The sequence below is a fragment of the Rhizobium sp. BK379 genome (genome assembly GCF_014193955.1).
Lineage (GTDB): Bacteria > Pseudomonadota > Alphaproteobacteria > Rhizobiales > Rhizobiaceae > Rhizobium.
On sequence record NZ_JACIAD010000008.1, the window covers coordinates 390281 to 416904 of the forward strand.

The window sequence follows — 26624 nt, forward strand, 5'->3', positions numbered from 1 at the left end:
TGATAAGAGGCTTCGTAAAGATAAACCTCAGAAATCCCAGTCTTCGTCCTCGGTCGCCACCGCCTTGCCGATGACATAGGAGGAGCCGGAACCCGAGAAAAAGTCGTGGTTCTCGTCGGCATTCGGCGAAAGCGCAGACAGGATTGCCGGATTGACCTTGCAGGCTTCGGCCGGAAACAGCGCTTCGTACCCGAGGTTCATCAACGCCTTGTTGGCGTTGTAATGCAGGAACTTCTTGACGTCCTCCGTCAGCCCAACGCCATCATAGAGCGCTTCGGTATATCTAGCCTCGTTGTCGTAGAGTTCGAGGAGCAGATCGAAGGCGAAGTCCTTGATCTCCTGCCGGCGCTCTTCTGAGAGTTTTTCCAGTCCGCGCTGGAACTTGTAGCCTATATAATAGCCATGCACGGCCTCGTCTCTGATAATGAGGCGGATCATGTCGGCGGTGTTGGTCAGCTTGGCGCGGCTTGACCAGTACATCGGCAGATAGAAGCCGGAATAGAAGAGGAAGCTCTCGAGGAAGACACTTGCGACCTTCTTCTTCAAGGGATCGCCGGACGCATAGTGCTCCATGATCAGCGCCGACTTCTTCTGCAGGAACTCATTCTCTTCCGACCAGCGATAGGCATCGTCGACATCGGGCGTGAGGCAGAGCGTGGAGAAGATCGAGGAATAGGAGCGCGCATGCACCGCTTCCATGAAGGAGATGTTGGAAAGCACTGCCTCCTCATGCGGGGTGACCGCATCCGCCATCAGCTTCACGGAGCCGACACCGTTCTGGATCGTGTCGAGCAGCGTCAGCCCGGTGAAGACGCGGATCGTCAGCTGCTGCTCGGCCGTCGTCAGCGTGGCCCAGGAGGGAATGTCGTTCGACAGCGGCACCTTTTCCGGCAGCCAGAAATTGCCGGTCAGACGGTTCCAGACCTCGAGATCCTTGTCGTCCTCGATGCGGTTCCAGTTGATGGCGCGCACGCGGCTGACCGGCTTGACTTGCATGTTCATGGTTTTCTCCGGTCGGTTATAGCGTGCAGGAGACGCAGCCCTGCACCTCGGTGCCGGACAGCGCCATCTGGCGAAGGCGGATGTAATAGATTGTCTTGATGCCCTTCTTCCAGGCATGGATCTGGGCGCGGTTGATGTCGCGCGTCGTTGCAGTGTCGCGGAAGAACAGCGTCAGCGACAGGCCCTGGTCGACATGCTGGGTGGCAGCCGCATAAGTATCAATGATCTTTTCCGCGCCGATCTCGTACGCATCCTCGTAATAATCGAGATTGTCGTTGGTCATGAACGGTGCGGGATAATAGACGCGGCCGATCTTGCCTTCCTTGCGGATCTCGATCTTCGAGACGATCGGATGGATCGATGAGGTCGAGTGGTTGATGTAGGAGATCGAGCCCGTCGGCGGCACCGCCTGCAGGTTCTGGTTATAGAGGCCGGAAGCCATGACGGCCTTCTTCAGCTCCAGCCAGTCTTCCTGCGTTGGAATATGAATGCCGGCATCGTCGAACAGCGCCTGCACCTTCTCGGTCGCCGGCTTCCACTCCTGCCCGGTGTATTTGTCGAAATAGTCACCTGAGGCATATTTCGAATTCTCGAAGCCCTTGAAACTTGCGCCATGCTCGACCGCCAGGCGGTTGGATGCACGCAGAGCGTGATAGGTCACCGTGTAGAAGTAGATATTGGTGAAATCGACGCCTTCTTCCGAACCGTAATGGATGCGCTCGCGGGCAAGATAGCCATGCAGGTTCATCTGTCCCAAGCCGATCGCATGGCTGTCGTCATTGCCCTTCTCGATCGAAGGCACCGAGGAGATATGGCTCATGTCGGAAACGGCCGTCAGCGCGCGGATCGAGGTTTCGATCGTCTTGCCGAAATCGGATGAATCCATCGCCATGGCGATATTCAGCGAGCCGAGATTGCAGGAAATATCCTTGCCCATCGTCTTGTAGGAAAGGTCGTCGTTGAACTCGCTCGCTTCACTGACCTGCAGGATTTCCGAGCAGAGGTTGCTCATGCTGATGCGGCCGGCGATCGGGTTCGCCCGGTTCACCGTGTCTTCGAACATGATGTAGGGATAGCCGCTCTCGAACTGTATTTCGGCGATCACCTGGAAGAATTCGCGGGCCTTGATCTTCTTCTTGGTGATACGGGCATCCGCCACCATCTCGCGATACTTTTCCGTCACCGATATCTCGGTGAAGGGCACGCCATAGACCCGCTCCACGTCATAGGGCGAGAAGAGGTACATATCCTCATTATTCTTGGCGAGCTCGAAGGTGATGTCAGGCACGACGACGCCGAGCGATAGCGTCTTGATGCGGATCTTCTCGTCGGCATTTTCGCGCTTGGTATCGAGGAAGCGCATGATATCGGGGTGATGCGCATTGAGATAGACGGCACCTGCCCCCTGCCGTGCACCAAGCTGGTTGGCGTAGGAGAACGAGTCTTCCAGCAGCTTCATGACGGGAATGATGCCGGAAGACTGGTTTTCGATCTGCTTGATCGGCGCACCGGCCTCGCGGATGTTCGTCAAGGACAGCGCAACGCCTCCGCCGCGCTTGGACAGCTGCAGCGCCGAATTGATGGAGCGGCCGATCGATTCCATATTGTCTTCGACACGCAGCAGGAAGCAGGAGACGAGTTCGCCGCGCTGCTTCTTGCCGGCATTGAGGAAGGTCGGCGTTGCCGGCTGGAAACGGCCGGAGATGATCTCTTCCATCAGATCGCGGGCAAGCTGTTCATTGCCTCTGGCAAGCGCGAGCGCCACCATGCAGATACGGTCTTCATAGCGCTCCAGGTAGCGCTTTCCGTCGAAGGTCTTCAGTGTGTAGCTGGTGTAATATTTGAAGGCGCCGAGGAAGGTTGGGAACCGGAACTTCTTGGCATAGGCTTCGTCGAACAGGTCGCGGACGAAGTTGAAGGAATACTGGTCGAGCACTTCCTGCTCGTAATAGCCTTCAGTTACCAGATAATCGAGCTTCTCCCTGAGATTATGGAAGAACCCCGTGTTCTGGTTCACATGCTGCAGGAAATATTGCTTGGCCGCCATGCGGTCCTTGTCGAGCTGGATCTTGCCCTCATCGTCATAGAGGTTCAGCATCGCGTTCAGCGCGTGATAATCCAGCGCTTCCACGGCCTTGAGCGGCTTGACGCCCGCATCCCGCGTCAGATTTGTCCCCGTGTCCAAAATCGTCCCATCCCGTCTTTGACATTGGCGACATCCTCGGCAGTCCCCAGGAGCTCGAACCGGTAGAGGTAAGGCACCTGGCATTTTTGCGAGATCACGTCGCCGGCAAGCCCGTAGGTCTCGCCGAAATTGCTGTTGCCCGCAGCAATGACGCCGCGGATGTTGGAGCGGTTTTCCGCATCGTTGAGGAAACGGATCACCTGCTTGGGCACGGCCCCTTTTCCGCCATCGCCACAATAGGTGGGCGAGATCAGCACATAGGGTTCGCGAATGTGGATGTCTTCAGCTCCGACGGGAATGCGCGCCGCGCGCAGTCCCAGCCTCTCGACGAAACGATAGGTATTCTCGGACCGGCTGGAATAATAGACGATCAGGCCCACCGCTTTTCTCCGATCAGGAGAGCGCGCTGATCATATCGGGACGGAAGCCCGCCCAGTGATTCTCGCCGGCAACGACGACCGGAACCTGCATGTAGCCCATGCCGCGCACGCGATCGAGCGCGTCGGCATCCTCGGAGATATCGATGATCTGGTAGTCGACGCCCAGACGGTCGAGGGCGCGGTAGGTAGCGGTGCACTGTACGCAGGCAGGCTTGCTGTAAACGGTAACGCTCATCATGTTCCTCGTGATGTCAATGGATTCCAGACGCAAAACTAGGATCGGGCGCCTTGCGGCGTCCGAGGCAATGCTTGGTATTGATCTGACAAAGTTGGCGCTTTACACGCCGAACACTCTCCCCCGCACGATCTGCGCGGGCGGCGGTTTTAATGCTTTCAAAATGACTTCAACCCCGAAGTGTTCAGCGGACATTCGGGGGCAGCGCAACAGGGGCGGATTTGACCCGCCTGCGTATACGCGACCTTCCGGACACCCCGCCCGTGGATACCTCGTTCAAGGCAGGTCTCCTGGCTCGCGGGTCGAAGCACCCTGCCCCCAGCCTTCCCAAAGCTTCATGCCTCAGTGACCTGAAATCGGACAGTTGCTCGCCGCTTACAGTTGCGGGGGCAGCTCCGGCTTTGTCTCGCCGTCATGGCGAAACGCACCGTATTCCCATCTTAGCCCCCGACCCTCACGAATCGAAGGAACCTTGAACACTAGATATAGTACTCGAATCCCGGTTTGCGTCAACGGATGGTTTGTGCATCGCGTTACGGCATGTTTGAAATCGCTGCATTCCTGTGAAAAACGTGGTTAATGAATGGTTAACGAAAGCAGCCTGTAGAGAAGGCCGCGTCGGAAAGAGCCGGCCTATAGCCGGCTCTCCAGGAATCGATTAGGCGCTCAGGCGCGTGTCGGCGCTGCGGCAATACGCAACTGCCGAGCGGCGGCAACCATGTTGACCAGCGCCGGACGAACCTCTTCCCACTTGCGTGTCTTCAATCCGCAATCTGGATTGATCCATAGCTGTCCGTCCGTCAGACGCTTCCGCGCCAGCGTCAGGAGCTCCGTCATCTCGGCGACCTCGGGAACGCGGGGCGAATGGATGTCGTAGACGCCGGGGCCAATCTCGTTCGGATATTTGTAGCTGCGGAAAGCCTCCAGCAGTTCCATCTTCGATCGTGACGTCTCGATCGAGATCACATCGGCATCCATCGCGGCGATGGCATCGATGATCTGGTTGAACTCCGAATAGCACATATGCGTATGGATCTGCGTCTCGTCGGAAACAGCGGATGCGCAGAGGCGAAAACTCTCGACCGCCCAGTCGAGATAGGTCTTCCAGTCGGCCTGGCGCAATGGCAGACCCTCACGGAGAGCGGCCTCGTCGATCTGGATCATCGCAGCACCCGCCTTTTCGAGATCGAGCACTTCGTCGCGGATCGCCAGAGCGATCTGCCGGCTGACATCGGCGCGAGAAAGATCATCACGCACGAAGGACCAGTTGAGGATCGTCACCGGACCGGTCAGCATTCCCTTGACTGGCTTGTCCGTCAGCGACTGCGCGTAGCGCCACCACTCGACTGTCATCGGCTTTGGCCGAGAGACGTCGCCGAAGATGATAGGCGGGCGGACATAGCGCGAACCGTAGCTCTGCACCCAGGCATGCTGCGTAAAGGCGAAACCGGAAAGCTGCTCACCGAAATACTGCACCATGTCGTTGCGCTCGAATTCCCCGTGGACGAGCACGTCGAGGCCGATTTCCTCCTGCCAGCGGATCGCCGCTTCGGTCTCCTTTTTCAGGAACGCATCGTAGTAAGCCTCGCTGATCGTACCCTTTGCGAAGGCCGAGCGGGACTTGCGCACATCCGATGTCTGCGGGAAGGAGCCGATCGTCGTTGTCGGGAAGAGCGGCAGGAGAAGCTTGCGCTCCTGCAGGCTGGTCCGCTCGACAAAACCGCTGCTCCGCGTCATCATCGTCTCATCGATTGCCGCGACCCGCTGCCTGACTTTGAGATCATGCACACGTGGAGAAGCCGCTCGAGAGGCAACGGCCTGAGAGGCTGCAGCAATTACTTGATAAGCCCCGCCGGAACTGCCGAGGGCAGAGAGTTCATCGAGTTTCTGGGTGGCGAAAGCGAGCCACGACGTCAGTTCCTCATCCAGTCCGGTTTCCAGATCCAGGTCGATCGGCACATGCAGCAGCGAGCAGGACGGCGCGATCTGCAGTCCTTCCGCGCCGAAGCGCTGAACCAGTGGCTCGATCTTTTTCAGGATCACGGCAAGGTCCGCCCTCCAGATATTGCGTCCGTCGATGATGCCGAGCGACAGCGTCAAATCGGGGGACGTCTTGAGAAGGGCATCGATCTGCTGCGGAGCACGAACGAGATCGACATGCAGGCCGGAAACCGGCAATGCGAGCGCCGTCGGCAGGTTATCGCCTATATTGCCGAAATAGGTGGCGAGCATGATCTTCAGGTTCGGTACCAGCTCGTGCAGCGCACGATAGGCATGCTTCAATGCTGCCTGCTCTTCTCCTGAGAGATCCAGCACCAGGCACGGTTCGTCGATCTGCACCCAGTCGGCACCGGCAGCGCTCAGTTCCGCAAGCACCCTCGCATAAACAGGTAACAGGCGTTCAAGCAGGCTGATCGGTGCAAAACCTTCCTCGGTTCCCTTGGCGAGTTTCAGGAAGGTGACAGGGCCGAGGATGACTGGCCGTGTGTGGATTCCGAGCGTCTTCGCCTCGATGAAGGCATCGAGTGGCCTGTTTGCGGTCAGCGCGAAGAATTGATCGGGACCGAGTTCCGGCACCATGTAGTGGTAGTTTGTGTCGAACCACTTGGTCATTTCTAGCGCTGGCACGCCATGACCGTGGTGATGCTGGTGGCCGCAATCGGCATGCGCCTCTTCGCCGGTCGAGCCGCGCGCCATCGCGAAATAGGTATCGAGTGCAACAGGCCCGCCCTTCCAGCCATAGGCCGAAGGTATGGCGCCGACCATGACAGTCGTATCGAGCACATGGTCATAGAATGAAAAATCATTGGAGGGGATAATATCGATCCCCTTCTCTTTCTGCAGGGCCCAGTTTTGCGCCCGCAGCCGCTTGCCGACATCGAGAAGCACGCCGGCATCGGACCTGTCGGCCCAATAGCTTTCCAGTGCGAATTTGAGTTCGCGATGCTTTCCGATCCTAGGAAAGCCGAGATTTGCAGTCTTGATGGTCATTTCCTTACCCCGAAGGTTATGGGCAAGGCTCAGGCGCAACGCATCGACGAGGTGTGGCTACAGACGTGCCGTCTCGCGCAAAGCGGCACACCGGGACACCCCGCCCGTGGACGTTATCTATCGCGGCAGGTCTCCTGGCTTGCGGGTCTTCAACACCGTCCAGTCTTCCCAGGCGTCTTCCCAGTGACGTCGAAGGACGGTGTCTATCCGCTTACAGTTGCGGGGGCAGCTTCGGTCTTGGCGTTAGCCTCACCGAATTCCCTCTTAGCTCAGGATCGTCAGATCCAGAGAACCACGATGCGACAAGCATGCACCTGTCGCACCGGATCGTCAAGATGACATAAAGAAATCTTTATATCTTTATGCGAAGAAGGCGAAGTGCATTCATCGTCACCAGCACGGTCGCACCAGTATCCGCGAGGATCGCCGGCCACAGGCCGGTAATGCCGACGATAGTGGTGACCAGGAACACGGCCTTCAGCCCGAGCGCGATGGTGATGTTCTGGAAGATATTGCGCATCGTCCGCTTCGAAAGGTCGATCATGCGGGCAACGTCGCCGACACGCCCATGCAGTACCGCCGCATCCGCCGTTTCCAGCGCGACGTCGGTGCCGCCGCCCATGGCGATGCCGACATCGGCTGCAGCAAGCGCCGGCGCATCATTGATGCCGTCACCGACCTTGGCAACGAACAATCCTTCCTTCTTCAATTCGCCAACAATGCGCTGCTTGTCCTGCGGCAGCAGCTCGCCGCGCCAGTCGATGCCGAGGTCACCGGCAACGGCTGCTGCCGTGCGCTTGTTGTCGCCGGTCAACATGATGGCGCGCACGCCTGCCGCCTTCAGCGTCGCAAGCCCGCTCTTGGCGTCGTCGCGTGGCTCGTCGCGCATGCCGATGAGACCGGCGGCGACACCATTGATGAGCAGGACCGAGACGCTCTTGCCCGCGCCATTCAGCGCCGCGACCCGTTCATCCTGTTCGGCATTCAGCGCCCCGCGCTCGCGCGCGGCCGGCGGCGACAGCAGATCGAGCATCTCCCCACCCACCTTCCCGGTCATGCCCTTGCCGGGCAATGCTTCCACTTCGAAAGCCGGCGGCACGGGCACGGCATCGGCCTTGGCACGGTTGAGGATCGCCAGCGCCAGCGGATGGCTGGAGCCCTGCTCTAGAACCGCAGCACGCGAAAGCACTTCAGCCTCCGAGCGCCCATAGGCGATGATATCCGTGACCTGCGGCTTGCCTTCGGTCAGCGTGCCTGTCTTGTCGAAGGCAACGGCCGTCACCTTGCCGAGCGATTCCAGAACCGCCCCGCCCTTCATCAGCAGACCGCGGCGCGCGCCCGCAGAAAGCGAGGCGGCAATCGCTGCCGGCGTGGAAATGACCAGCGCGCAGGGGCAGCCGATCAAAAGGATCGCGAGTCCCTTGTAGATCCATTCGCCCCATGCTCCGCCCATCAGCAGCGGCTGCAGAACGGCGACCAGGGCCGCCACGACGACGACACCAGGCGTATAGTAGCGGGAGAAACGGTCGATGAAACGCTCCGTCGGCGCCTTCGATTCCTGGGCTTCCTCCACCAGCTTGACGACGCGGGCAATCGTATTGTCTTCGGCGGCGGCCGTGACGCGAATACGCAATGCGGCGTCACCATTCACCGTGCCGGCAAAAACCGGCTCGCCAGCACCCTTGCGCACCGGCGTGCTTTCGCCGGTCACCGGCGCCTCGTCTATCGCGCTTTCACCGGACAGAATGGTGCCGTCGGCGGAAATCCGGTCTCCCGGCCGCACGAGAATAACGGAACCGACCGCAAGCGTCTCGGCCGGCACTTCCTTCACTTCGCCATCCGCCTCGAGCAGTGCGTTCTTCGGCACCAGCGTCGTCAGCGACTGGATGCTGGCGCGCGCCTTGCCGGCAGCAACCCCTTCCAGCAATTCGCCGACGAGGAACAGGAACACGACCGTCGCTGCCTCTTCACCGGCATTGATGATGACCGCGCCAACAGCGGCAATCGTCATCAGCATTTCGATGGAAAAGGGCGTGCCGGAAAGAGCGGCCATGACCGCGCGGCGCGCGATCGGCACCAGCCCCACCAGCATGGCGATGATGAAAGCATACGGAGCAATCGAAGGCACCAGGTGGCCCACGACATAGGCAACGACGAGTGCAAGTCCGGAAAGGATCGTCAATCGGCCCTTCTTGCTCTGCCACCAGGGACCGATCATCGGCCCATGATCATGGCCGTGCAACCCCTCGACTTCCTCGGCGCCATGCGAATGCCCGTGATCGGCGTGATCATGACCAGCATGATCGTGGTCGTGACCTTCGTGGTCGTGATCATCATGCTCATGACCATGGTGATCATGATCATGCCCGTGGTCATGATCGTGGTCGTGATGCGCATGATCATGATCGGTCTTGCTTTCCCGGACAGGAGCCTTGCCCGTGAGCGGAGCAACCGAATAGCCGAGGCCGGTCACCTTTTTTTCGATCGCCTTGAGATCGCTGCTGCCATCGTGGCGCACCGTCATCGTGCCCGCCGTCACCGATACGGAGACGTCTTCGACGCCGGGCACACGCCTGACGGCCGTATCGATCTTTGTTGCGCAGGCGGCGCAATCCATGCCGCCAACCCGGTACCGTGCCTGTGCTGCTTCGCTCATGATTTCGATCCTTGCTTGTAGGCAGTATCGTTCCTACATCCTCTAGCGACTAGAGGTGCAAGAGGAAAATATGAAAAAGATCACCATCGGTGAAGCCGCCCGCCAAAGCGGCGTCAAAGTGCCGACGATCCGCTATTATGAGGGCATCGGTCTGCTATCTGCGCCAAGTCGTAGCGAAGGCAATCAGCGCTCCTACGAACCATCGGACCTCAACCGCCTCGCCTTCATCCGCCATGCCCGCGAGCTCGGCTTCGAGATCGAGGCGATCCGCACTCTCTTGCAGCTTCAGGACGACCCGCATCAGCCCTGCGCTTCCGCCGATGCCATCGCCAAGGCCCGCCTCATCGAGGTCGAGCAGCGCATCCGCAGCCTCAATGCCCTGAAGGCCGAGCTCGAACAGATGGTCGAGGGCTGCGGCCATGGTCGCGTCGACCAGTGCCGGGTCATCGAGGTGCTGGCCGATCACGGCAAGTGCGTGCATCCACATCACTGAGACTTGCGCTCACCGACTGCCCACGCCAAGAAGGCGCAATGAAACAGAAGAAAATCGCGATCATCGGCGGCGGCCCCTCCGGCCTTTCGGCAGCCGAAGTGCTGTCGGCAAGCGGCCATGCCGTTTCCGTCTATGATGCGATGCCGACCTTTGCCCGCAAGTTCCTGCTCGCTGGCAAATCCGGACTTAACGTCACCCATTCCGAAGACTACGAGCGCTTCGCCACCCGCTTCGGCAACGCCAATCCCCGCCTGCGCGCAGCCCTAGACGCCTTCACCCCAGCCGATATCCGCGCCTGGGCAGCGGGCCTCGGCACCGAGACCTTCGTAGGCTCGTCCGGCCGCGTCTTCCCCAACGTGATGAAGGCCTCGCCGCTGCTGCGCGCCTGGCTCGCCCGACTGGAAGCCCGCGGCGTCAGCTTCTTCACCCGCCATCGCTGGATCGGGTTCACAGAAGACGGCCATGTTTTCGAAACGCCTGACGGCCATAAGACCATATCCTGCGATGCAACCCTGCTCGCACTCGGCGGCGCCAGCTATCCGCGCCTCGGCTCCGATGCCGGCTGGGTGTCATTGCTCTCCGAGCGCGGGGTGGCGATCGCACCGTTTCAACCGGCCAATTGCGGCTTCGATGTCGCCTGGAGCGAGATCTTCCGCGATCGCTTCGCCGGAGAGCCGCTGAAATCCGTGACGGCAACATCACGCGCCGGGACATTTCCGGGCGAATTCGTCATCAGCAAGCACGGTATCGAAGGCAGCCTCATCTACGCGCATTCAGCCGCTTTGCGTGACGACCTGCTGTCGCATGATGAGGCAAAACTGACAATTGACCTTGCCCCGGGCCGCACCGCAGATCGCCTGTCACGCGATCTGACCCGGCAGGATGCCAAGATGAGCTTTTCCAATCGCCTGCGCAAAGGTGCCGGCCTAGATGGTGTGAAGGCGGCACTTCTGCGTGAACTGGTGCCGGAGACAGATCGCAACGATCCGCACAAACTCGCTGCCGCCATCAAGTCTCTGGCTATCCCATTGCTGCGCCAACGCCCCATCGCCGAGGCCATATCATCTGCCGGCGGCATCGCCTTCAGCGAGGTCGACGAAACCTACATGTTGAAACATCTCCCCGGCACGTTTGCGGCCGGAGAGATGCTGGATTGGGAGGCACCGACAGGTGGCTATCTGTTGACCGCCTGTTTCGCCACGGCCCGAGCCGCAGCGAAAGGCATCGAGGGCTGGCTCAGCCGAAAGTGAAGGCGAAAGCCTGCACGCCGGGATCGAGGAAATGGATCTCGAACGTGTGGTCGCCGACCGGTCCGGCTTCGCGCACCAGCTGATAGAGGCGCTGCCCCGTTACCGTGCCATTGCCGTCGGCATCCGTGTCCGCGCCGTGATCATCGCTGGGCGCCTTGCCATCGACCGTCACCTTGAAGCGCACCGGCTTGCCATCCGCAGCACTTGGACCGAGAACCAGATGCAGGTCGCGGGCATGGAAGCGGTAATAGATAGTGCCGTCGGCAGCATTCAACGTTGCCTGTTCGGACCCGACGGTCCAGTTGCCGGTCAGACCCCATTCGTTGAGTTTGGGCGTCGCGGCGACATAGTCATGAGCGGCATCGTTGACCGTGCCCTTGTCGTCGACGAAGTTTTCCGAGCGCTGATAGCCGACATAGGTTTCCGGCGATTGCACATTGGCAGCATCGGAAGCGGCTTCGGCACCGGTCGCCTTCACATTCACGATATCACTGGAAACGCCGGTCTTGCCGGCTTCGGTCAGCAATTGCTGGATTATCCGTTCGGACTGGTCGTAATCGCCCTCGCCGAAATGATGGTGGCGGACCTGCCCTTTCGCATCGATGAAATAATGCGCCGGCCAATATTCGTTGTCGAAGGCCCGCCAGATCGCATAGTTGTTATCGACAGCAACAGGATAGGTGATGCCGAGATCGGAGATCGCCTTCTTCGCATTGTCGACGTTCTTCTCGAAGGCGAATTCCGGCGAATGCACGCCGATGACGACGAGGCCCTGGTCTTTGTACTTCTCCGCCCAGGCTTTGACATAGGGGATGGCGCGCAGGCAGTTGATACAGGAATAGGTCCAGAAATCGACGAGCACGACCTTTCCCTTCAGCTGCTCCACCGTCAGCGGCGTGGAATTCAGCCATTGCACCGCGCCATCGAGCGGCGGCATCTGACCTTCGACCGGCAGCTGTTCGGCAGCACCCTTTGGCTTCATCGCCATCATCATGGTGTTACCGCTCATCGTGGCGGGATTGCCGGTCATCATCATCTGGTTGTTGGCGGTCATCGACATCGAGCCCCCGCCACCAGCCGGCATTACCACCGACTTCATCGAGCCACCGGCATTGTCAGCCGTCTGTTGCTGATGGAACTTGTCGACTAGACCCTGCTCCAGGGCGTTGGTGCTGGCAAGCGAAGCCTGCGTCAGGAAGCCGGTATCAAGGCCGAGTGCAATCGCCACGACAGCCGTGAGAACCGCAACACCCACGCCACGCCGCAGCCATTCGCCGACGCCAAGCGAACGCTTCATCGCCTGATAGACCTTGCCGCCAATGAGGAGTGCCAGTGCAAGCGAGGTCGCAGCCCCCAGCGCATAGGCAAGCAACAAAAGCGTCGTTCCGACATTCGCGCCCTGCAGCGCCGCACCCGTTAGTATGAGGCCTAGAACCGGCCCGGCGCAGGGTGCCCAAAGCAGCCCGGTCGCGACGCCGAGCAACAGCGAAGCGGCAACGGCCGAGCCGCCACTGCGTGTGTTTTGATCGGCAGACTGCGACAGACGCGCACCGAGCGAAACGAGCGGCCGCGTCAAATAATCTGACAGCGCCGGGAACAGCAGGATAACGCCGAAAATCGCGAGCAGCATGATGGCGGCATAGCGGCCATATTCATTGGCCTGCACCGCCCATCCACCGCCGACGGCCGCCAATGTCGCAACTCCAGCGAATGTCGCCGCCATGCCGACCAGCATCGGCAATGTGCTGCGCAGGAAAGGTTGGCCGGCACGGGCGAAAACGAACGGCAGCACTGGCAGGATGCAGGGGCTGACGATCGTCAGCACCCCACCGAGATAGGCAAGGACGAAGAGAAGCATCAGAGTGTCCCGTCGATCAGGCAGAAGCCGGGTGGAATGTCATGGCCACGCCGTTCAAGCAGTAGCGCAAGCCGGTCGGCTTCGGCCCGTCGTTAAAGACGTGGCCAAGATGCCCGCCGCAGCGTCCGCAATGGACGGCATCGCGCACCATGCCGAAGGATGTATCGCGCGTCGTGCCGACGACCTTGTCATTGAGCGGCGCCCAGAAACTCGGCCAGCCTGTGCCGCTGTCGAATTTCGTAGTCGATGAAAAGGCTTCCTGATCACAGCCCGCACAGGCGAAATTGCCCTTGCGCTCCTCGTGCAGCAGCGGGCTAGTGAAGGGATATTCCGTTCCCTCCTGCCGCAGCACCGAATATTGATCCGCAGTCAGCAGCTTCTTCCACTCTTCGTCTGTATGGCTAACGGCAAAGGTTTCCTTCGCCATGGCTTGGTTGCCGAAACCCAAGCGCAGGGCAAAGGCGCCAAGTCCCGCAGTGATCAGCAGCAATCGTCTGTTCAGCATCGCGTCGCTCTCCTATGTCTACAGCATCTGCGAGAGGCACTTTCATTCAGTAGACAACGATCGGCCGGCTTTATTCCCGCCCTGCCGATCTTTTTTGTCCACGCCGAGATCTACAGAGCCAAGCAGTGTTTTGTTACGCAGTCGCCCATGGGGACACGCAAAAGTGAGAAGGCGCCATCCCGGATCGTTATATCCAAATAAATACGACGCTATGTCGTAAAGCGAAGCCGGGCAAGCGGATGAGCGGTCATATTATCGCGAGCATGATGGTCACCTGACCCGGCACAACTGTTTCAGAAATGCGACACTCGCGGCAACGCAAATTCGATCCATGCAATCTGCCGTCATGCCCGGCTGATTGCAAAGCCGCCGCATTTACATCAGAGTATGCGCAAGTTCCGTGGGAGGAGCCTCAATGCACGAACAATCCGCGCATGCGGAACATGTCTATACGTGCGCCCAGCAAAATTCAGCTGCGGCCAGCTCTCCAATCGTCGCCTCCTGGCGCCGCTGCATGACCATGTATCAGCTTGCTCCCGAAGATAAGCGCGCGCCGCTACGTCTTACCGAACAGGAATTCAGCGTTGCCCGGGAGCAATCGGATCAGTTGATCGCCGATGCGCGCGACGAACTCGACCGGCTTTTTGCAACAGTCGGCAAGGCCGGCTGCTGCCTGCTCCTGACCGATCGCAACGGCATTGCGCTGGAACGCCGCGGCGCCGTCGGCAATGACAAGGAATTTCACGATCTTGGTCTATGGACCGGTTCGGTATGGACGGAAGCCAGCATCGGCACCAATGGCATCGGTACTGCGCTGGCCGATGATCGTGCAGTCGCTGTCTTTCGCGATCAGCATTTTTACTGCTCCAACATCAAGCTCAGCTGCACCACGGCCCCGATCCGCGATCACCGCGGCCTGCTGGCCGCTGCCCTCGACATCTCCACCTGCCGCGATGACGTCAACGAAATGACGCTGAGCATCCTCTCCCAAGCCGTGCGGGATGCGGCGATGCGCATCGAGCTCAATCTCTTCCGCTCCGCCTTTGCCGGTGCACGGTTCGTCATGGTGCCGGCCGGCGCCAATTCCGCGAACGCATTGCTGGCCGTCGATCGGCATGATCTCGTTCTCGGCGCCACGCGCGCCGCCCGCCTCGTCCTTAAGTTGGATGACGTGCGCATCGCGGCCGGCCTTCCCGCCTCCGACGCCCTGCATGAAGGCCATGTTTGCCAGGAAAAAGAAATGGCCGAGGCCGAGAAAGCGGCGCTGCTGCGGGCACTTTCCCGCACCCACGGCAATGTCTCCCAGGCCGCTGCGGCTCTCGGCATCAGCCGTGCAACACTGCACCGGAAGATGAAGAAACTCGACCTCCACTAATATCGAGCAAGGGTTCGGTCACAATCTCGTGGTGACGCCGAAACCTGTCGCAACTCTGCGACACTGTGCGGTGCGGTATTGGCAAGCCGCCCTGTTCTATCGAGCCAAAGCGACACAGATTTCCTTCCACTGGTTCGATCCGGAACCTGTTCATCAAGGGAGGATGACATGCTTCATCAGAAAATCGTCGAGTCGCCGTTCAAGCTGAAATACGGCAACTATATCGGCGGCGAGTGGCGTGAGCCGATCGGCGGCAAATATTTCGACAACGTCACGCCCGTCACCGGCGGCAAACTCTGCGAAATCCCGCGCTCCGATGAAAAGGACATCAATGCAGCACTCGATGCCGCCCATGCCGCGAAGGAAAAATGGGGCCGCACCTCCGCCACCGAGCGCTCCAACATTCTCATGAAGATCGCCCAGCGCATGGAAGACAAGCTGGAGCTTCTGGCTCAGGCTGAAACCTGGGACAACGGCAAGCCGATCCGCGAGACCATGGCGGCCGACATTCCGCTCGCCATCGATCATTTCCGCTATTTCGCCTCCTGCATACGGGCCCAGGAAGGCACGATCGGCGAAATCGACCATGACACGGTTGCCTATCATTTCCATGAACCGCTCGGCGTCGTCGGCCAGATCATTCCCTGGAACTTCCCGATCCTGATGGCGACCTGGAAGCTGGCGCCGGCCCTTGCCGCCGGCAACTGCGTCGTTATCAAACCGGCCGAACAGACACCCGCCTCCCTGCTTCTCTGGGCAGAACTCGTCGGCGATCTGCTGCCGCCCGGCGTCCTCAACATCGTCAATGGCTTTGGTCTCGAAGCCGGCAAGCCGCTCGCCTCCAGCCCACGCATCGCCAAGATCGCCTTCACCGGCGAGACGACGACAGGCCGCCTCATCATGCAATATGCCAGCCAGAACCTCATTCCGGTCACGCTGGAACTCGGCGGCAAGTCGCCCAATATCTTCTTTGCAGACGTGGCGGCCGAAGACGACGATTTCTTCGACAAGGCGCTCGAAGGTTTCGCCATGTTTGCGCTGAACCAGGGCGAAGTCTGCACCTGCCCGAGCCGCGCTCTCGTCCAGGAATCGATCTATGACCGCTTCATGGAACGGGCCGTCAAGCGCGTCGAGGCCATCAAGCAGGGCAACCCGCTCGATCCGGCAACGATGATCGGCGCTCAGGCCTCCACCGAGCAGATGGAAAAGATCCTCGCCTATCTCGATATCGGCAAGCAGGAAGGCGCACAGGTGCTGGCCGGCGGCTCGCGCAACGATCTCGGCGGCGAACTGTCTGACGGCTATTACATCAAGCCGACCATCTTCAAGGGCCACAACAAGATGCGTGTGTTCCAGGAAGAGATCTTCGGCCCGGTCGTCTCGGTCACCACCTTCAAGGATGAGAAGGAAGCACTCGAGATCGCCAATGACACGCTTTACGGTCTCGGCGCTGGCGTCTGGACCCGCGACGCCAACCGGGCCTATCGCTTCGGCCGGGAAATCCAGGCCGGCCGCGTCTGGACCAATTGCTATCACGCCTATCCGGCCCACGCGGCCTTTGGTGGCTACAAGCAATCCGGCATCGGCCGTGAAACGCACAAGATGATGCTCGACCACTACCAGCAGACCAAGAATATGCTGGTCAGCTACAGCCCCAAGAAACTTGGTTTCTTCTGAGAAGCAGCCGATTGTGCTATCATCGAGCCTCCTCCCTTGACGGGGAGGAGGCGTTGTCTTGGAGGAGGCAATCATGGAACAGATGGTCAATGGCGAACCGCGTGTACTCGCAACCGATGCGGCGCTCGACCTCATTAAGGAAATTCAAAGGGACTACCCTGATGTCCTCTTCCATCAGTCCGGCGGCTGCTGCGACGGCTCATCGCCTATGTGCTACCCGACGGATGATTTCATCGTAGGCGACCAGGATGTGAAACTCGGCGAGATCGGTGGCGTTCCCGTCTATATCAGCGCCAGTCAATTCGAGGCCTGGAAGCATACCCAACTCATCATCGATGTCGTACCCGGGCGCGGCGGCATGTTTTCGCTCGATAATGGCCGCGAGAAACGCTTCCTCACGCGCTCGCGCATGTTCGGCGGCGGCGAGGCCTGCGCGATTCCCGCTGCCATGACCCGCGAGACGACCTGAGCAGGAGCCCGGTGTAGTATTCCCTTAGTACCCGCGGCCCGCGATCCTTTGTTAAAGTCCATCTGTTGGTTTTTAGAGGAGGAAGAAATGCCAGCGTCCAAAATCCTGATGATCACAGGCGATTTCACTGAAGATTACGAAACGATGGTTCCGTTCCAGACACTGCTTGCCTGCGGCTACACGGTCCACGCCGTCTGCCCCGGCAAGACAGCCGGCCAGACGGTCGCCACCGCTATCCATGATTTCGAAGGCGACCAGACCTATTCCGAAAAGCGCGGTCATAATTTTGCGCTGAACGCCACCTTCGAAAGCGTGCGAGCCGAAGATTACGACGCGCTCGTCATCCCGGGCGGTCGCGCGCCCGAATATCTCCGCCTCAACCCCGAAGTCATCAAGGCTGTTAGGCATTTCTTCGATGCCAACAAGCCGGTCGCTGCCATCTGCCACGGCGCCCAGCTTCTGGCGGCCGCCGGTGTGCTCAAGGGCCGCACCTGCTCGGCCTATCCCGCCTGCCGCCCGGAAGTCGAGTGTGCCGGCGGCACCTATGCCGATATTGCCATCACTGATGCTGTTTCCGATGGTAACCTCGTCACCGCACCGGCCTGGCCGGCGCATCCCTCGTGGCTGCGCCAGTTCATGACGGTGCTTGATGCGGCAACGGTCCTGGAGACCAACGCCGCCTAAAGCATGTAGCGCAAAAGTGCGAAGCGGTTTTGCGATAACGACATGCAAAATCAAAGCCTTAAAGCGTGGCATCGCGGCACGCTTTAAATGGACCGGCGGGAGGACGTGATGTGTGAACTGTTTATCAAGGCGGATGCCCGGCTCTGGGAAAGCACCACCCGGTCGCTGCGTATCGACGGCATGGTGACCAGTGTGCGACTGGAGAATTTCTTCTGGTCGAAACTCGAGGAAATTGCCGCCCGCGACGGCATGAACGTGGTCCAGCTGATAACCAGACTGCACCACGAGTCGATCGACGCCGGCCATGATCTCGGCAACTTCACCTCCTTCCTCCGCGTCTGCTGCGCCCGCTATCTGGATCTCCAGCTCGCGGGCGATATCCCCGCCGATCTCTCAAGGCCGATTGCCGGCCTCAACGCCCCGGAAATTCTGGGGCGGGAGAAGCGGAAGTATCATTAAATTCGCCCTGAGCCCGCAGCGATGATTTTTAGATAGGCGCGTTGCCCCTCTGCGTGAGACAATCAGCCGGCCAGTTGGGAGGCGGAGGGGAAAATGACAGTGATCGCGGTTGTGAAGCGACGGCATTCCGTGGCTGGCGGTGGTGCCGATGACTGACAGCCCCGCCCTGCATCCCTTAAGCATAACGAGCCTGGCACGCGAGGAATGGTTCATTGGCGTCAGCGCCGCGACCAGCCTGATTTTCCTCGCTTTCCCCGATCCGATCTTCGTCCGGATTGCCGAGCCATTCTGGTTCGTCGTCATTTTTTTCTGGCTTTTCGCTGTCGTTCTAGGCTCCGCCCTGTCGGTCGTTCGCCATGCGGATCATCTGGCAGAGCAGCTTCGCGAGCCCTACGGGACCCTCATCCTGACCCTTGCGATTACCTCGATCGAAGTGATGGCGATCTCGGCTGTCATGCTGCATGGGGAAAATAATCCAACACTCGCACGCGACACGCTGTTTGCTGTGGTCATGATCATCCTGAACGGCATGGTGGGCCTGTCGCTGCTCTTTGGCGCCTGGCGGCGGGAAGATCAGCAGCACAATCTGCATGGCGCCAATGCCTATCTTGGGGTGATCGTGCCGCTCGCAACCCTTGGGCTCGTCATGCCGACTTTCCTCGCCGGCCCGGATGGTCCGCACCCCACGGCCGCGCGGCAGATGTTTCTCGGTATCGTCTCGATTGGTCTCTACAGCATATTTCTCCTGCTGCAGTCCGGCCGTCACCAGCGCTACTTCGCCGAAGACGGCAACCATCTTGAGCGGCGCGCAGTCGGCATTCGGCCCCACCGGGGGGTATGGCATCATGCCGTTCTGCTGCTCGCCTACATGGGGCCGGTGGTCTTCCTGGTTGAACAGCTTGCCAAGCCGATCGACTATGTGATCGAAACGCTGCATGCACCGGCGGCATTCGGGGGCGTGATCATGGCTGTGCTTGTCGCGACACCTGAGGCGATCAGCGCCGTGCGCGCTTCCGTCGCCAACCACCTGCAGCGCGCCATCAACATCTTCCTCGGCTCAGTCCTGTCGACGATCGGCCTGACAGTACCGGCCATGCTCGCAATCAGCCACTTCTACGGGCACCCCGTCACACTAGGGCTTGAGGGTCCGGATCTCGTCATGTTCGCTCTGACAATTACCGTCAGCATCATTACCTTTTCAAGCGGCCGCACCAATCTCATGCAGGGCGCAGTTCACCTGGTGCTGTTCATCGCCTACGTACTGCTCATTACTCAGCAATGAATGGAAAATATCCAGACTGAACCACGATAGGAATGCGGAGTCATCAATCGTTTAGACACAGCTAAATTGCATGCCATAAGCTATTGCAATTTCGGACGATTCCGCGACATAGTACCGCATGCCTGAAACACTTGGCGACTGATGGGGCCGCCACCAGGGCACGCATGACGACCGGGACACATAGATCATCGGGGCAGCAAGAATGCGTGAGGGATTGCATCGGGGCCTGCAGATTTCTGTGACACTCATCGGCATGGCAGCGCTCGCTGCCTGCGATGGAAGCAGCAATACCTACGTCCCGCCTCCGCCGCCGGCCGTCCGTGTTGCACAACCGGTCCAGGAGCCCGTCACCCTCTATTTCGAACTCACAGGCAATACTGCGCCGCTGAACTCGGTCGATATCGAAGCACGCGTCCAGGGTTACCTTCAGTCGATCGATTATCAGGATGGCACGACCGTAACGAAGGGAACCAAGCTCTTCGGAATCGAGCGCGACACCTATCAGGCCCAGCTTGATCAGGCCAAGGCATCCCTCGCATCGCAACAGGCATCCCAGGTTGGGGCCAAGCAGGAGTACGATCGTCAGGTCAATCTGATGAAGCAGCAGGTCACGACGCAGACGGCCGTCGACAGCGCCAAGGCGACGCTCGACGAAGCCAATGCGCAAATCCTCAATGCCCAGGCCAATGTCGAACTCGCAACGATCAATCTTGGCTATACCGAAGTGATTGCACCCTTCGATGGCACGGTGACCGACCACCTTGTCGATATCGGCACGCTCGTCGGCGTCTCAGGCCCCACCAAGCTCGCCAGCATCGTCCAGACGGACCCGATCTATGCCTATTTCAACGTCAGCGAAACCCAGGTCCTGCTGATCAAGGATATGTTGAGAAAGCAGGGACGTACCTTCAAGCAGACGGATCTGCCAAGCATCCCAGCCGAACTCGGTCTGCAATCCGAAGAAGGCTACCCGCATAAGGGACATCTCGACTACGTCTCGCCGCAACTCGATGCATCGACCGGTACGCTTCAGGTCCGGGCCCTGTTCGACAACAAGGACAAGGCGATGCTGCCTGGCTTCTTCGTGCGCGTTCGCGTACCGATCGGCCGGAACGAGAAAGCGCTGCTCGTGCGCGACGATGCGATCGCCACCAACCAGCTCGGCAGCTACCTGCTCGTTCTCGGCAAGGACGATACGGTCGAGCAGAAGCAGGTGAAGACGGGCCAGCGCGAAGGCGGTCTCCGCGTCATCGAATCCGGCCTCGAACCCGCCGACTGGGTCGTCGTCCAGGGCATCCAGCAGGCGATCCCCGGGAGCAAGGCCGCGCCTGAGAAAATCGACATGAAACCGCAACCGGCGGCGGCCGGCACCGATGCAAAGGCTACGACGACGACGCAGTAATTTCGCAGCAACGCCTCATCCGAACGTCCAAGGGCAACAGCATGATCTCGCGCTTCTTCATCGAACGGCCGGTGCTCGCCAATGTTCTGGCCTTGGTCTTTGTTCTCATCGGCGCGGTAGCTCTCTTCCAATTGCCGGTCGCGCAATATCCCAATGTCGTTCCACCCACCGTGCAGGTGACGACGCGTTTTCCGGGCGCCAGCGCCAAGACGCTTGTCGATACGGTCGCGCTGCCGATCGAGCAGCAGGTCAACGGCGTGCAGGACATGCTCTATATGCAGTCCACGAGCGCAAGTGACGGCACCTATTCCCTCACCGTGACCTTCGCGATTGGAACGGATCCCGACCAGGCACAGGTCCTCGTGCAGAACCGCGTCGCGATTGCCATGTCGTCGCTTCCACAGGCGGTGCAGGTCCAGGGCGTCAGCACCCAGAAGAAATCGACCGCTATCCTCGGCTTTGTCACCCTGACCTCCCCGGACAGCCGCTATGATAACCTGTTCCTCTCCAATTATGCGGTCATCAACCTCCAGAACGAACTTGCCCGCCTGCCCGGCGTCGGCAATGTCACGGTCTTCGGCGCCGGCCAGTATGCCATGCGCATCTGGATGGATCCGAACCTGCTGCAGGCTCGCGGGCTGACACCACAGGATATCGTCAATGTCGTGCAGCAGCAGAGCCAGGAGGTCACGGCTGGCCAGATCGGCATTCCGCCGGTACCCCAGGGGCAGACATTCCAATACACGCTGAACATCAATGGCCGGCTGAACGATGCTGCTGACTACGAAAACATCATCGTCAAGGTCGATGGATCGGACGGCGGCCGGGTAACGCGCATCCGCGATATTGGCCGGGTCGAACTGGGTGCGCAGACCTATAGCCAGACCTTCATGCAGAATGGCCGACCGGCTGCGGGCATCGGGATCTCCCAATTGCCGGAAGCAAACGCCATTGCTGTGGCCCAAGCAGTCGATGTGAAGATGGCGGAACTGGCGAAGGCCTTCCCGCCGGGCCTCGAATATCATCTCCCCTTCGACACCACGAAATTCGTCAAGGCCTCAATCGACGAGGTCTATGTCACGCTGATCGAGGCAGGCGTTCTGGTTCTCATCGTCATTCTGCTGTTTCTGCAGGACTGGCGAGCCATGCTCGTTCCGGCGACGACTGTTCCTGTCACCATCATCGGCGCCTTTGCCGCGATGGCGGCCATGGGCTTCACGGTTAACCTCTCCACTCTCTTTGCAATCGTTCTCGCCATCGGCATTGTCGTCGACGACGCCATCGTCATTGTCGAGGGTGTCGCAAGACATATCGAGGCGGGCATGACCGGCCGTAAGGCCGCTGAAAAGGCAATGGACGAACTGCTCGGTCCCGTCATCGGCATCACGCTGGTGCTGATGGCGGTTTTCATCCCAGCCGCCTTCTTGCCGGGGCTGACGGGCCAGCTTTACCGGCAGTTCGCGCTCGTCATTGCCGCAACGGCGCTGATCAGCGCCATCAATGCTGTGACGCTGAAACCGACGCAATGCGCCCTCTGGCTGCGCACGCCGGTGCCTCCCGAGAAGCGCAACTTCGTCTATCGCGGCTTCAACAGGATCTACGACTGGGGTGAACGCGGATACGTCAGGCTGATAGGCTCGATGACGCGCCACGCCGCGGTCATGGCTATTCTGGCGTTGGCGCTGATGGGTGTAGCTGTCTGGGGGCTGACACGCGTGCCAAGCGCTTTCCTGCCGATCGAGGATCAAGGCTACGTGCTGATCGGCGCGCAACTGCCCGATGGTGCCTCCAAGGAGCGCACCGACGCCGTCATGGCGGAGGTCGGCAAGATCGCCCAGGAGACGCCGGGCGTCGATCAGGTCCTGACGATCAGCGGCATATCCGTTCTCGACAACAATGCCAGCCTTCAAAACGCCGGCGTGGCCTATGTCGTGCTGAAGGACTGGGACGAACGCCTCAAGGAAAAGGGACAGGATCTTCTGTCCATCTACCAGCATCTGAATGGCGCGTTGCAAAGCGTATTGGTCGCGAAGACCCTGGTGATCGTACCGCCGCCGATCCAGGGCGTCGGCAATGCCAGCGGCTTCACGATGCAAGTGGAACTCAAGAATGGTGTTTCCGACTATGCACTGTTGCAGTCGCTTACCGATACGATTGTGAAAAATGGCGAAGCCCAGTCATCGCTGCAAAGGCTGAGTACGTCGTTCCGCTCGAATGTGCCGCAGCTCGAGATCGTGGTCGACCGTATCAAGGCCGAGACATTGGGCGTCACGGTCGGACAGGTTTTCTCTGCGCTCTCGGGCTACGTTGGATCGAGCTACGTGACACAGTTCAACAAGTTTGGCCGCACGTTCCAGGTCTACGCTCAGGCATCTCCGGAATTCCGCGTCAGCCCCGACGATATCCGCAATCTGGAGGTCAAGGCCGGGGATGGCACGATGGTGCCGCTCGGTACCGTCGTCGATATCAAGCCGATGGAAGGCCCCTCCCTGATCAGCCTCTACAACCTCTACCCGTCAGCAACGATCGTCGGCGGACCTGCGACCGGCTTCAGCTCCGGCCAGGCACTCGATGTCATGGAGCAGATTGCCGACCAGACCTTGCCAACAGGAACCGGCTATGAGTGGACGGCGCTTTCCTACCAGGAAAAGGCGGTCGGCGGACAGATCTACTATATCTTCGCGCTCGGCATGCTGCTCGTCTACTTCGTGCTCGCGGGTCAATATGAAAGCTGGATCCTGCCGCTCGCCGTATTGCTGGCTGTCCCGCTTGCCCTGCTCGGCACCGTCGGCGCGTTGATGGCGGCGGGCGTCGCCAACAACCTCTACACCCAGATCGGCCTGATCCTTTTGATCGCTTTGGCATCGAAGAATGCCATTCTCATCGTCGAATACGCCCGAGAAAAGCGAGAGGAAGGCATGGAGATCCTCGAAGCAGCCGTCGAGGCCGCCCGCCTTCGCTTCCGACCGATCCTCATGACATCCTTCGCCTTCATTCTCGGCGTCCTGCCGCTTGTCCTCGCGACGGGAGCTGGCGCATCTGCCCGCAAGTCGATCGGCATATCGGTCTTCAGCGGGATGATCGCATCGACCTGCCTCGCCGTTTTGTTCGTTCCTTCCTTCTACGTCGTGCTGCAGCGCCTAGAAGAGTTCAGAAGGCGCCGCGGTAAAGCGCCTGCTGTAACCGATACTGAAATGACGGCACAATAGGCTGACAAGCAGCCTATTGCACGATCACCTGAACATAGACGCCGCCGCTCTTGGCATAGTAGAGGCCGCCGCAGCGATAATAATAGCCGCCATAATAAGGGCCGTAGATGCAGCCTGGAGGCAGCACGGCGATCGTCGTCGCCGTGCGCCGAACTACCCGGCGGGTTGTGCGACGCGCCACTCCGGCATAGGAGAGCGGCGTCAAGGGACGACCGATGACCGCCTCCGCCGGCGTGGCGAAGCCGATCGACAGCGGTAGCGGGCCTTCTCCTTCCAGGCGAAAATCGGTGAAGACCATCACGCCGGCGAGGCACAGAGCGAAAAAGAGCTTGCTGCGGATCATTGCATATCTCCTGTAACGGCGGGCGCCGGAAGCTCATCGATCGATTGGAGTTCACTCAGATCCACGGTTTTCGCATTGGCTGGGATGTCTATATTGTAGGAGGTGGCGGCGACATCCGCCCCGCTTTTGAAGTTGCTGATCTCGAGCGTATATTGCGGCGCCTGGACGACGTGTTTGCTGGTGATTAGATAGCGCCGCGGTATCGGCTGTGAACCCGTCTGTATCCAGATCTGCCAGTCGAGTTCTGGTGTGCGGAAAGCCAGATATTCGCATTCCACACCGTCAACGAAGGCGCTGGAGATGTGCTTGGCCTCGGTCACGTCGGACATCAAGATGTCATAGACGTGAGACGAGAGCAGATCGGCGCCTGGTGCTTCCACGCCAGCATCGGCGAGCCTGTCGATCAGATCATCAAGCGAGCCCTTGCCATCGACCTTCGCATAGGCATCGAGGTTCTTGCCATGCACGGTCAGCGTCGAACCGTCGAAACTGACATCGATATCGGCAAAGCCTCCGGTCCGCGTAACACGCAGCTTGTCGGGGCGGGTGATATTGGCTGTACCCGAACTGACGAATTGCAGTTTCTCGAAGTCCGGGGTCACAGCCTCGAGTGATGATTGGTAGTTGAAGGATATGCTCTTCTGCGCCACCAGAAAATCGGACATGGCCTTCAGAAGATCTTTTGCATCATCCGCCCATGCATGGGTCGGCAGCACAAGGCCGACGGCAACAGCGGAATAGCTCAGTATTCGTTTCAATCGCGATAGAGAAGTCGATGACATGGCACTGCCTTTCATTTGTGTCGTCATTGAATTCATCGGATGCGGAGATTTCGGATCGTACTGCGACGATCTCGAAACGGCTGAGCGGAACCGTCAGGAGAATGCCTGACGGCTCAGGCATTCCGGGCGAAACCGGATAGGAATTGGAAGGCCGCTACAGGCCCGAGGTCAGCACCCTGTGACAGGCTGGCGACACGCGCTGCAGATTGTCCCGCAGGCACTCGATCACCCGCCCGCCGCCGATCGGCACCATGCGGCAGAAAGCTCGGAAGTCCGGCCCGCAAGTCTCGCGCACGATCATCACTTCCTCACGGGGAGAGAAGACAGGCATCGCAGCCGGCCGGGTCGCCGGCGGTGTGGCTGCCGTTGCGGCACCTGCACCCGCACCGGCCGCGGGCGCGCCCGCCGCACCGACGGCCGCAACAGCCTGCTGGCAAGGCGCCGACAGGCGGGCATTATGCTGCTGCAGGCAGGCGAGTGCCGCGGCACCTCCCGGAGTCACGCCGGAGCATTGCGCCATAAAATCGGAGCGGCAAGCTGACTTGACGGCGTTGCGCTGTGCGTCGGTCGGCTGAGCCGCCGCCTGGGCGCCGGCTGCTGGTGCCGCCGTGGCCGCCCCTGCCGTCGCAGGCGCCGTCTGAGATGGCTCCGCAGATGTCGATTTCGGCTTGGCGCTGACGGCGGAGACTGCCTTGCGGCAGGCTGCGGAAAGCGTGGAATCATGTTGCTGCAAGCAGGTCAGCGCCTCGATACCTCCAGGCTGCACCCCTGAACACTGTGCGATGAAATCCGAACGGCATGCTGCCCGGATCTCGTTGCGCTGCTCTTCGGTCGGCGCCTGTGCAACGGCAACCCCGGTCAGAAGACTGGCCGCGCAGATGACGCTTGATATCGATAACCCGAACTGAAACCAACGCGTCGTGCGTCGTATTGCCGATCGAGAAGATGCATATATCCGCATTGTTCCCCTCCCTGGAAAGTTCATCGATTTACGGCATGAAAAGAAGTACTCCGGCTGAGCGAGACAGCAGACTTCGAAAAACGAATTGAAATCCGTGCGCAGAAATCTAAAGCGCCACGCGAATTTACTTTAGCACATTCGAAATTTTGATAGTAGACCCGAATATCCGGATGCGATTAGCTGACTGTGCTTAAGATGTATCGAAGCATCGGAAATATCCGCGCCGGGATATTTAGACGAGATGGAAGTGAGGGGAGATTTTGGTTTCGCTACGTCGGCTTTGGGCGTTTTGTCGGCTTTCGCGCGCGTTGCATGCTCGCCGTGTTATCAAACAAAAAAAGCCCGCTTGGATGCGGGCTATATGATTGGTTGCGGGGGCAGGATTTGAACCTGCGGCCTTCAGGTTATGAGCCTGACGAGCTACCG

Annotated in this window: 21 protein-coding genes and 2 riboswitches; of the genes, 10 read left to right on the forward strand and 11 right to left on the reverse strand. The window is 59.8% G+C overall.

Annotated elements, in window-relative coordinates:
- Positions 1-27: 27 nt before the first annotated feature.
- The 6 genes from nrdF to FHT93_RS29990 form a co-directional block, all read right to left on the reverse strand.
- The gene (gene nrdF, locus FHT93_RS29965) at positions 28-1002 is read right to left on the reverse strand and encodes a class 1b ribonucleoside-diphosphate reductase subunit beta (RefSeq protein WP_112968676.1); all 975 of its coding nucleotides are present in this window, start codon (positions 1000-1002) and stop codon (positions 28-30) included.
- Positions 1003-1018: 16 nt separating this feature from the next.
- Positions 1019-3187, reverse strand: a complete 2169-nt coding sequence (gene nrdE / locus FHT93_RS29970; RefSeq protein ID WP_183850865.1) for a class 1b ribonucleoside-diphosphate reductase subunit alpha — start codon at positions 3185-3187, stop codon at positions 1019-1021.
- The gene (gene nrdI, locus FHT93_RS29975) at positions 3166-3567 is read right to left on the reverse strand and encodes a class Ib ribonucleoside-diphosphate reductase assembly flavoprotein NrdI (protein WP_183850867.1); all 402 of its coding nucleotides are present in this window, start codon (positions 3565-3567) and stop codon (positions 3166-3168) included. Before nrdI ends, nrdE begins: the two co-directional genes overlap by 22 nt.
- Before the next feature lie 13 nt (positions 3568-3580).
- Positions 3581-3802: a glutaredoxin-like protein NrdH gene (gene nrdH / locus FHT93_RS29980; RefSeq protein ID WP_007820342.1), complete on the reverse strand. Its 222-nt coding sequence runs from the start codon at positions 3800-3802 to the stop codon at positions 3581-3583.
- 262 nt (positions 3803-4064) lie between these two features.
- Positions 4065-4292: riboswitch (cobalamin riboswitch) on the reverse strand.
- Positions 4293-4468: 176 nt separating this feature from the next.
- The gene (metE, locus tag FHT93_RS29985) at positions 4469-6793 is read right to left on the reverse strand and encodes a 5-methyltetrahydropteroyltriglutamate--homocysteine S-methyltransferase (protein WP_183850869.1); all 2325 of its coding nucleotides are present in this window, start codon (positions 6791-6793) and stop codon (positions 4469-4471) included.
- 106 nt (positions 6794-6899) lie between these two features.
- A riboswitch (cobalamin riboswitch) is annotated at positions 6900-7105 on the reverse strand.
- 40 nt (positions 7106-7145) lie between these two features.
- Positions 7146-9449: a heavy metal translocating P-type ATPase gene (locus FHT93_RS29990; protein WP_183850871.1), complete on the reverse strand. Its 2304-nt coding sequence runs from the start codon at positions 9447-9449 to the stop codon at positions 7146-7148.
- 70 nt (positions 9450-9519) lie between these two features.
- On the opposite strand from FHT93_RS29990, the gene FHT93_RS29995 reads away from it, so the two are divergent.
- Positions 9520-9942, forward strand: coding sequence for a helix-turn-helix domain-containing protein (locus FHT93_RS29995; protein ID WP_112544459.1), 423 nt, complete (start codon positions 9520-9522; stop codon positions 9940-9942).
- A gap of 38 nt (positions 9943-9980) precedes the next feature.
- A complete protein-coding gene (locus FHT93_RS30000) occupies positions 9981-11192 on the forward strand; it encodes a TIGR03862 family flavoprotein (protein WP_183850873.1) in 1212 nt (403 codons plus the stop codon).
- Here FHT93_RS30000 and FHT93_RS30005 read toward each other — a convergent pair.
- Both FHT93_RS30005 and msrB read right to left on the reverse strand, forming a co-directional pair.
- Complete coding sequence (locus FHT93_RS30005) at positions 11179-13050, reverse strand: cytochrome c biogenesis protein DipZ (RefSeq protein ID WP_183850875.1); 1872 nt, start codon at positions 13048-13050, stop codon at positions 11179-11181. The genes FHT93_RS30000 and FHT93_RS30005 overlap by 14 nt on opposite strands.
- 16 nt (positions 13051-13066) lie before the next feature.
- Positions 13067-13555 carry a peptide-methionine (R)-S-oxide reductase MsrB gene (gene msrB, locus FHT93_RS30010; RefSeq protein ID WP_183850877.1) on the reverse strand — a complete coding sequence of 163 codons (489 nt, stop codon included), beginning with the start codon at positions 13553-13555 and terminating at the stop codon, positions 13067-13069.
- 415 nt (positions 13556-13970) lie between these two features.
- Between msrB and FHT93_RS30015 the strand changes: the two genes are divergently transcribed.
- From FHT93_RS30015 to FHT93_RS30050, 8 genes are all read left to right on the forward strand, one after another.
- Positions 13971-14930 (forward strand): helix-turn-helix domain-containing protein, encoded by a 960-nt coding sequence (locus FHT93_RS30015; protein WP_113204619.1) that lies wholly within the window; start codon positions 13971-13973, stop codon positions 14928-14930.
- 168 nt (positions 14931-15098) lie between these two features.
- The gene (adh, locus tag FHT93_RS30020) at positions 15099-16607 is read left to right on the forward strand and encodes an aldehyde dehydrogenase (protein WP_112544464.1); all 1509 of its coding nucleotides are present in this window, start codon (positions 15099-15101) and stop codon (positions 16605-16607) included.
- A gap of 73 nt (positions 16608-16680) precedes the next feature.
- On the forward strand, positions 16681-17076 hold the full coding sequence (locus FHT93_RS30025) for a DUF779 domain-containing protein (protein ID WP_112544465.1): 396 nt from the start codon (positions 16681-16683) through the stop codon (positions 17074-17076).
- Between the two features lie 87 nt (positions 17077-17163).
- Positions 17164-17760: a DJ-1/PfpI family protein gene (locus FHT93_RS30030; RefSeq protein WP_183850879.1), complete on the forward strand. Its 597-nt coding sequence runs from the start codon at positions 17164-17166 to the stop codon at positions 17758-17760.
- A 108-nt stretch (positions 17761-17868) separates the two neighbouring features.
- Entirely contained in the window at positions 17869-18219 is a 351-nt protein-coding gene (locus FHT93_RS30035; RefSeq protein WP_112544467.1) for a ribbon-helix-helix domain-containing protein, read from the forward strand.
- 148 nt (positions 18220-18367) lie between these two features.
- The gene (locus FHT93_RS30040; protein WP_183850881.1) at positions 18368-19501 is read left to right on the forward strand and encodes a calcium:proton antiporter; all 1134 of its coding nucleotides are present in this window, start codon (positions 18368-18370) and stop codon (positions 19499-19501) included.
- Positions 19502-19703: 202 nt separating this feature from the next.
- On the forward strand, positions 19704-20903 hold the full coding sequence (locus FHT93_RS30045; RefSeq protein WP_113015401.1) for an efflux RND transporter periplasmic adaptor subunit: 1200 nt from the start codon (positions 19704-19706) through the stop codon (positions 20901-20903).
- Positions 20904-20944: 41 nt separating this feature from the next.
- Positions 20945-24112: a multidrug efflux RND transporter permease subunit gene (locus FHT93_RS30050; protein ID WP_113015400.1), complete on the forward strand. Its 3168-nt coding sequence runs from the start codon at positions 20945-20947 to the stop codon at positions 24110-24112.
- Positions 24113-24125: 13 nt separating this feature from the next.
- Here FHT93_RS30050 and FHT93_RS30055 read toward each other — a convergent pair whose 3' ends face one another.
- The 3 genes from FHT93_RS30055 to FHT93_RS30065 all read right to left on the reverse strand — a co-directional run bounded on the left by FHT93_RS30055 (position 24126) and on the right by FHT93_RS30065 (position 26198).
- Positions 24126-24455 (reverse strand): hypothetical protein, encoded by a 330-nt coding sequence (locus FHT93_RS30055; protein WP_112968665.1) that lies wholly within the window; start codon positions 24453-24455, stop codon positions 24126-24128.
- Positions 24452-25237, reverse strand: a complete 786-nt coding sequence (locus FHT93_RS30060; RefSeq protein ID WP_183850883.1) for a DUF2092 domain-containing protein — start codon at positions 25235-25237, stop codon at positions 24452-24454. The genes FHT93_RS30055 and FHT93_RS30060 overlap by 4 nt, the downstream gene beginning before the upstream one ends.
- 154 nt (positions 25238-25391) lie before the next feature.
- The gene (locus FHT93_RS30065; RefSeq protein WP_183850885.1) at positions 25392-26198 is read right to left on the reverse strand and encodes a cysteine rich repeat-containing protein; all 807 of its coding nucleotides are present in this window, start codon (positions 26196-26198) and stop codon (positions 25392-25394) included.
- Positions 26199-26624 lie beyond the last annotated feature (426 nt).